The organism is Lacticaseibacillus salsurivasis (assembly GCF_036246225.1).
GTDB classification, from domain to species: domain Bacteria; phylum Bacillota; class Bacilli; order Lactobacillales; family Lactobacillaceae; genus Lacticaseibacillus; species Lacticaseibacillus salsurivasis.
Map to the genome: position 1 here is coordinate 1 of NZ_BTTP01000034.1, position 5,393 is coordinate 5,393.

At 50.7% G+C, this 5,393-nt stretch carries 4 protein-coding genes; 3 read left to right on the forward strand and 1 reads right to left on the reverse strand.

The features are described 5' to 3' along the window. Positions 1-86, forward strand: an 86-nt coding sequence (locus AAA927_RS12920; RefSeq protein ID WP_366150658.1) for an IS3 family transposase, incomplete at its 5' end; no start/stop codon positions are given. Positions 87-162: 76 nt separating this feature from the next. On the opposite strand, the gene AAA927_RS12735 is transcribed toward AAA927_RS12920, so the two are convergent. Next, complete coding sequence (locus AAA927_RS12735; RefSeq protein ID WP_338218143.1) at positions 163-1,674, reverse strand: helix-turn-helix domain-containing protein; 1,512 nt, start codon at positions 1,672-1,674, stop codon at positions 163-165. Between the two features lie 199 nt (positions 1,675-1,873). Between AAA927_RS12735 and AAA927_RS12740 the strand changes: the two genes are divergently transcribed. Together AAA927_RS12740 and serS are read left to right on the forward strand one after the other, a co-directional pair. Next, positions 1,874-3,460 (forward strand): helix-turn-helix domain-containing protein, encoded by a 1,587-nt coding sequence (locus tag AAA927_RS12740; protein WP_338218144.1) that lies wholly within the window; start codon positions 1,874-1,876, stop codon positions 3,458-3,460. 275 nt (positions 3,461-3,735) lie between these two features. Next, complete coding sequence (gene serS, locus AAA927_RS12745) at positions 3,736-5,016, forward strand: serine--tRNA ligase (RefSeq protein WP_338218145.1); 1,281 nt, start codon at positions 3,736-3,738, stop codon at positions 5,014-5,016. Positions 5,017-5,393: the final 377 nt, after the last annotated feature.

Sequence of the window (5,393 nt, forward strand, 5' to 3'; positions counted from 1 at the left end):
TGGATTGGTTTAACAATGTCAGAATTTCGAGAAACAAAAATGGCTTGACCCCAGTTGAGTACCGGGAACAAACCATGATTGCTTAATTCAAAATCTAAATTGTCTAACTTTTCTATTGCACTTCACAATGCGGTTGGCGGGGTCGTTTTGATTCGCTTCAGGTTATGCAAGCGTGGCTTGGCGTGTCAGCTTGGCGCGATACAGCGCCGCGATTTGTTCAAACAAGGCGCGGTAGTCGCTGGTTGTGGCATCCAGGTACCAGTTGAAAATGGCCATTTTGCCGGCATCAGAGGTGAGCTGGTCGCGATCGATGAAATCGTCCAAAGAGGTAACCAGCAAATCCGCTTTGGTCAGCGGCGCATTATCCGGCAAAAGCTCAACAACATTAAGGTTTTGCAGGAAGTTGATGATGTTGCGGTAGACAATATCGGTGGTCTCCATCACCAACTTGACCTTGACGGTGTTGTCCCACTTGAAGCGGCGCAAGTACGGAACCAACAGGTAGAACAGGACACGCATGAAGGCCTCTGCGGATTGCTTATAAGGCTGGTACGCAGGCTCATCCGGGAGGTCAGCGATAAACTTGGCGAGCTCAGTTTGCAGCTGGGTTTGTTGGTAAGTGATAGCGTCAGGCGGGAACAGGTCCGGCTGCTTGACGTAGTTGCCACCCATCAGCGCAAACGCCGCCGTCATCCGGAGGAGGTTCATTTGGAGAATCTCGTCGTTTTTTAAAACCGGATCTTCGGGGTCGCGCAGGTTTGTTTGAAGCATGGCCAACAAGTTTTTGACCAGTGGCCAAATGGGACTGTCCGCTTGTTTGATAAAGGTGACGGCTGGCTGGAGGTCGGCGGTCGGTGGCGTGAAGCGAATCGTCTTTTGCTGAAAGAAGTAAAAAAAGGCATTTTCTTCCGTCAAAATATGTTTTGTTAGCCCTGGGAAGGCCTTTTCTTGATAAAAATTGATGGTCGGGAACGGATAATGCGTAAAGATGCGGGCAAAGCTGGCATCCAGCTTGATGTAGTGCCCGTGCAACAGACGCGTGCGGCAAATGGCCCAAAACACGCGCTCTTGGGCGGCCACGATCGGATCAGGATCCGCAGACGGTAGCTCGCGGTACTGAGCGCGCAACTGGCGATAAGAGATGGCTTGGAACGGCCATTCGGTGCCATGATAACTCAGCCAGTAGAACTGCTGCAGGAAAAGCCGCACCTGTTTCTCATCACCGACAAAGGCCGTTTTGGTCAGCGAGAGTTTTAGGTGAAATTCCGCCAGAAAATTGCGCACCGGAATGGTTTTGCGCATCAAAGTCGAGCGACTGATGTAGCGCTCGGCGCAGAAGCGATCCAGCGATGGCCGGTTGCCTTGCACCAGATAGTCAATAAACTGAAAGGCAATGGCGTCTTGCAAAAGGTAAGTCCGGTAGTCATCGAGGCTGATCTTCAGCGGGGTGGTCCCATTTAAGGCCTTTTTGCACACGGCGCGGGTGTCGTCGGTTAAGTCGACGAGATCGCGCAGCAGTTCTTGAAAAATGTTGTAGCTCTGCTGGTAAGACAGGCTCAGCTTGGCGGCCAGATCGCTGATGGATAAGCCATCGCTATGATGCACGGTCAAGGTGCGAAACATTTCGAATTTTTGCAGATCGCTTTTTTCGAAGAAGATTGCTTCATAGCTCATGTGACCACCCCTTTCTCGGCGTTATATCTCCAGCGAGTATACCAAAAATGGCGCGCAAACGCATCAAAAAGCCCGGGCTTGCTCGATTTTTTAGCGGCTGGTACAGAAATGTTGAAAACTTTTTTCATAAATAAGAGTTTGTTGTTATAATTAGTAGGCTTAATAGGTTTTTAGTTTTTGGGGGAAAAGGAGAATAGTTATGCGTGGACGAGAAGATTTCTTCCTGTCGCAGTCGCGAATCGAGGAGCTGAGTTTATTCCGGCGAATCGTGAATGCGCGGGCATCGCAAACGCCTGTTGCGGAACGGCTCGCAATTGAGCGCACCGGGGAGCCATTGGTGACAGAGGTCAATTTGAAGCAGATTGCGGCTTTGACCAAACGGAACTATGGCGCTGTTTACAATACTTATAATAGTTTAGTCGCCACTTTAGCCGCGGTGTTGGGGGTTAAAACCACCGCGGTTCGCAAGCTTTTTAATGTGTCTTCCAGCACTTTACGCTGGGCGTTGGTGCGGGAAGGGCACCCATACCATTTTTTAAAGACGCTTTTATACCATGATTATCCTGACTTTGACACGTTTTTGGCTGCTGAGCAGACGTCCAAAGCCACCATGCTGCGGCACCTAAAGCCGCTGCGTGAATTTGCTCGGGAGTTTGGCGTCCGGTTTTCCTATGAGACGTTGACGCTGCAAGGCGATGAAAAATGTATCCGGCTGTTTTTAACCATGATCTACTGGATGGCCACTGACGGTTCCGCTTGGCCGTTTGACGATTTGCCGCGGGATATTCTGGGTGAAGTGATTGATGGATCCGTGAAGTTGTTCGATATTGGCCAGCCGAATTACGTCACTCGTGAAATTCTGATGTACTACATTGCTATTTCACAGCGGCGAGCGGATGAGGGCCAGCGCGTGCCATACGTGCCAGCGGACACGGTGTTAAAGTATCCGGTGGCCAATATGTTTGACGAACTGAGCGCGCTGAACAGCGACCGGTTCCATTTCCCAGTGCTTAGTACCGACGAGCAAATGGGGGAAAGCACGGCCCTGTACTTTACGTTCCACTTTTTGCCGTTTTACACGTCAACCAGTACGCGGCTTCAGGCCAAAACTTTCGATCGGTTCAAACGCTATAATCCCAGCATTTATACTCTAGTGACCGATTTTCTCGAGAAACTGCCAGTCAGCTTCTTGGTGGAAGGACAGCTGCCCAAAGCGGCCTTCAACATGCTCCGGGCGAATTTGCTGGCGAATACCGTTAGCACCTTGCAGTTCCGCGGCGACTTGTCGCAAACCATTGCCTACGCCATGAATCAGCGCATTGCCCAAATGCCGGATAGCCCAGTGCTGGAGCGTAAGGTGCGCCAGACCCTGGAACATGTGGTGTACACGCGGCACCTGGAAATCTTGGAGCCGGTGATGGATCAACTCGTGCATTCGTATTATACGAATGTGCAGCAGGTGGCGATGCAGTTTGCGCCGCTGGTGAAAGTCAAAGTGGCGCCAGTGATCGAGCAAACGGTCCTAGGTTATATTGATCTGGTCGGTTTTTTGATGGCGCAACCGTTCGTTGAAGTCTTGTCGCCGGCTGATGATTTGAAAGCGGCAGACTTAATCATTGAAAGTGCCGAGCTGCCGGATTCGCACCAGTTCCGGGCCGGCCAGTTGACTTATAAGTGGGCGGCCAGCGTGTCCAACGATTGGTACGGCGAGCTTTATAGTGAACTGCGCCAACTCTGGGATGAGAAGAGCGCCATCGCCATCAATAGCACAGACTTTGACTACTAGTTGCAGCCAAACGTAAAATGCAGTATTCTTGCCTTAACAAAACAACACGTGATTAGGCGCTTATCCAGAAAGCAACAGAGACGTAGCGGGCGGTGCGAGCTACGAGCTTTCTTATTCCAGCGCGACAGTGGGCGGCGTCGAACCGCACGGCTGCTGGCCGTTATCAGCGAATTAAGGGTGGCCTTCGGGTCAAACTTGGGTGGCACCGCGGAAAAGCCTTTCGTCCCAATGAGATGAAGGGCTTTTTGTGTGCAATCACGTCATAGGAGGATATTATGCTAGATATTAAAGTGATCCGGGACAACCCGGAATGGGCCAAGACCAAGCTCGCCGCCCGCAATGTTAAAGGTGAGGAAATCGATGACCTGCTGGCCGAAGATGTCCAGCGGCGGACTTTGATTGCCAAAACTGAGGAACTCAAGGCTCAGCGCAACAAGGTTTCGGATGAAATCTCACAGAAAAAGCGCAACAAAGAAAATGCTGATGCCGAGATTCAGGCCATGCGTGAAGTTGGTAAGCAGATCGGGGCCTTGGACAAGGAACTGGCTGCGGTCCAAGACAAGATGAACTACACACTGGTGCGTCTGCCTAACTTCCCAGCTGATGATGTGCCAATGTCCCTGAACGAGGACGACTCGCGGGAGGAATACAAAGTCGGCACTATCCGTCAGTTTGACTTTACCCCGAAAGCCCACTTTGAAATCGGGGAAGCGCTCGGCATTTTGGACTTTGAACGGGCCGCGAAAGTCGCCGGTAGCCGTTTTGTTTACTACAAAGGCGCTGGTGCCCGCCTGGAACGCGCGGTTTACAACTTCTTCCTGGATGAACACTACAAGGAAGGCTACGAAGAAATCATTCCGCCATACCTGGTTAACAATGACTCGATGTTCGGCACCGGCCAATTTCCCAAGTTTGGCCAAGATGTTTACACCATCATGAATGAAGAAGATCCGCTGACGCTGATTCCGACAGCGGAAGTGCCTTTGGTCAACTACTATCGCAGCGAAATCATCGACGCGGAGAAATTGCCGATTTCTGTGACCGCATTGACCCCAGCTTTCCGCTCTGAAGCTGGGAGTGCCGGGCGGGATACCCGCGGCTTGATTCGGATGCACCAGTTCAACAAGGTCGAAATGGTGAAGTTCTGCAAGCCAGAGGATTCTTGGAATGAATTGAAAAAGCTGATTCACGATGCTGGCGATTTGCTGGAGAAACTCGGCCTGCCTTACCATGTCATTACGCTTGCCTCTAATGACGCCAGCTTCACCTCGGCCAAGACCAACGACCTTGAAGTCTGGCTGCCAGCTCAGGATCGGTACCGCGAAATCTCCAGCTGCTCGAACTGCACGGACTTCCAAGCACGCCGCGCGCAGATCCGTTACCGCGATGAGAACGGCAAGCCGCAGTATGTCCACACCTTGAATGGCTCCGGTCTCGCCGTTGGTCGGACCGTCGCTGCGATTTTGGAAAATTATCAAAATGCCGATGGCTCAGTGACTATTCCCGATGTCTTGGTCCCATACATGGCTGGTCAAACCGTTATTACCGGTGAATAAAGTCATGAGTTATAGAACAGCCTCGACTTGGAGGCTGTTTTTTTATGCGCAACTGTAAGCGCTACTAAAGTTTGTGAAATTTCTAAACACCGGTGATTGTTTTGTGGTTTTGCCAAAAAAGTGTTGACGGCCCTTGGGGGAGTTGGTATTATTGTCAACGTTGTGAAACGCCGAGACACGCCGGTTACACGGCATGGTTGAAAAATAGTGTTGACAACGACATGTTCAATTGCTAGACTGTTAAAGTTGTCTTTTGGACAAGGTAGTCCTTTGAAAACTGAACAAAGTTTCGTAAATGTGATAGGGCTTTTCGATGTAAATCGAAGAGAATTAAACATGAGCGAAGTCAATTCGCAAACAACAAATCGAGCTATTCA

What these genes read in the sequence shown, in the direction of transcription:
- AAA927_RS12735 (WP_338218143.1), bottom strand. Translation starts at nt 1,674, where the DNA reads ATGAGCTATGAAGCAATCTTCTTCGAAAAAAGCGATCTGCAAAAATTC.
- AAA927_RS12740 (WP_338218144.1), top strand. Translation starts at nt 1,874, where the DNA reads ATGCGTGGACGAGAAGATTTCTTCCTGTCGCAGTCGCGAATCGAGGAG.
- serS (WP_338218145.1), top strand. Translation starts at nt 3,736, where the DNA reads ATGCTAGATATTAAAGTGATCCGGGACAACCCGGAATGGGCCAAGACC.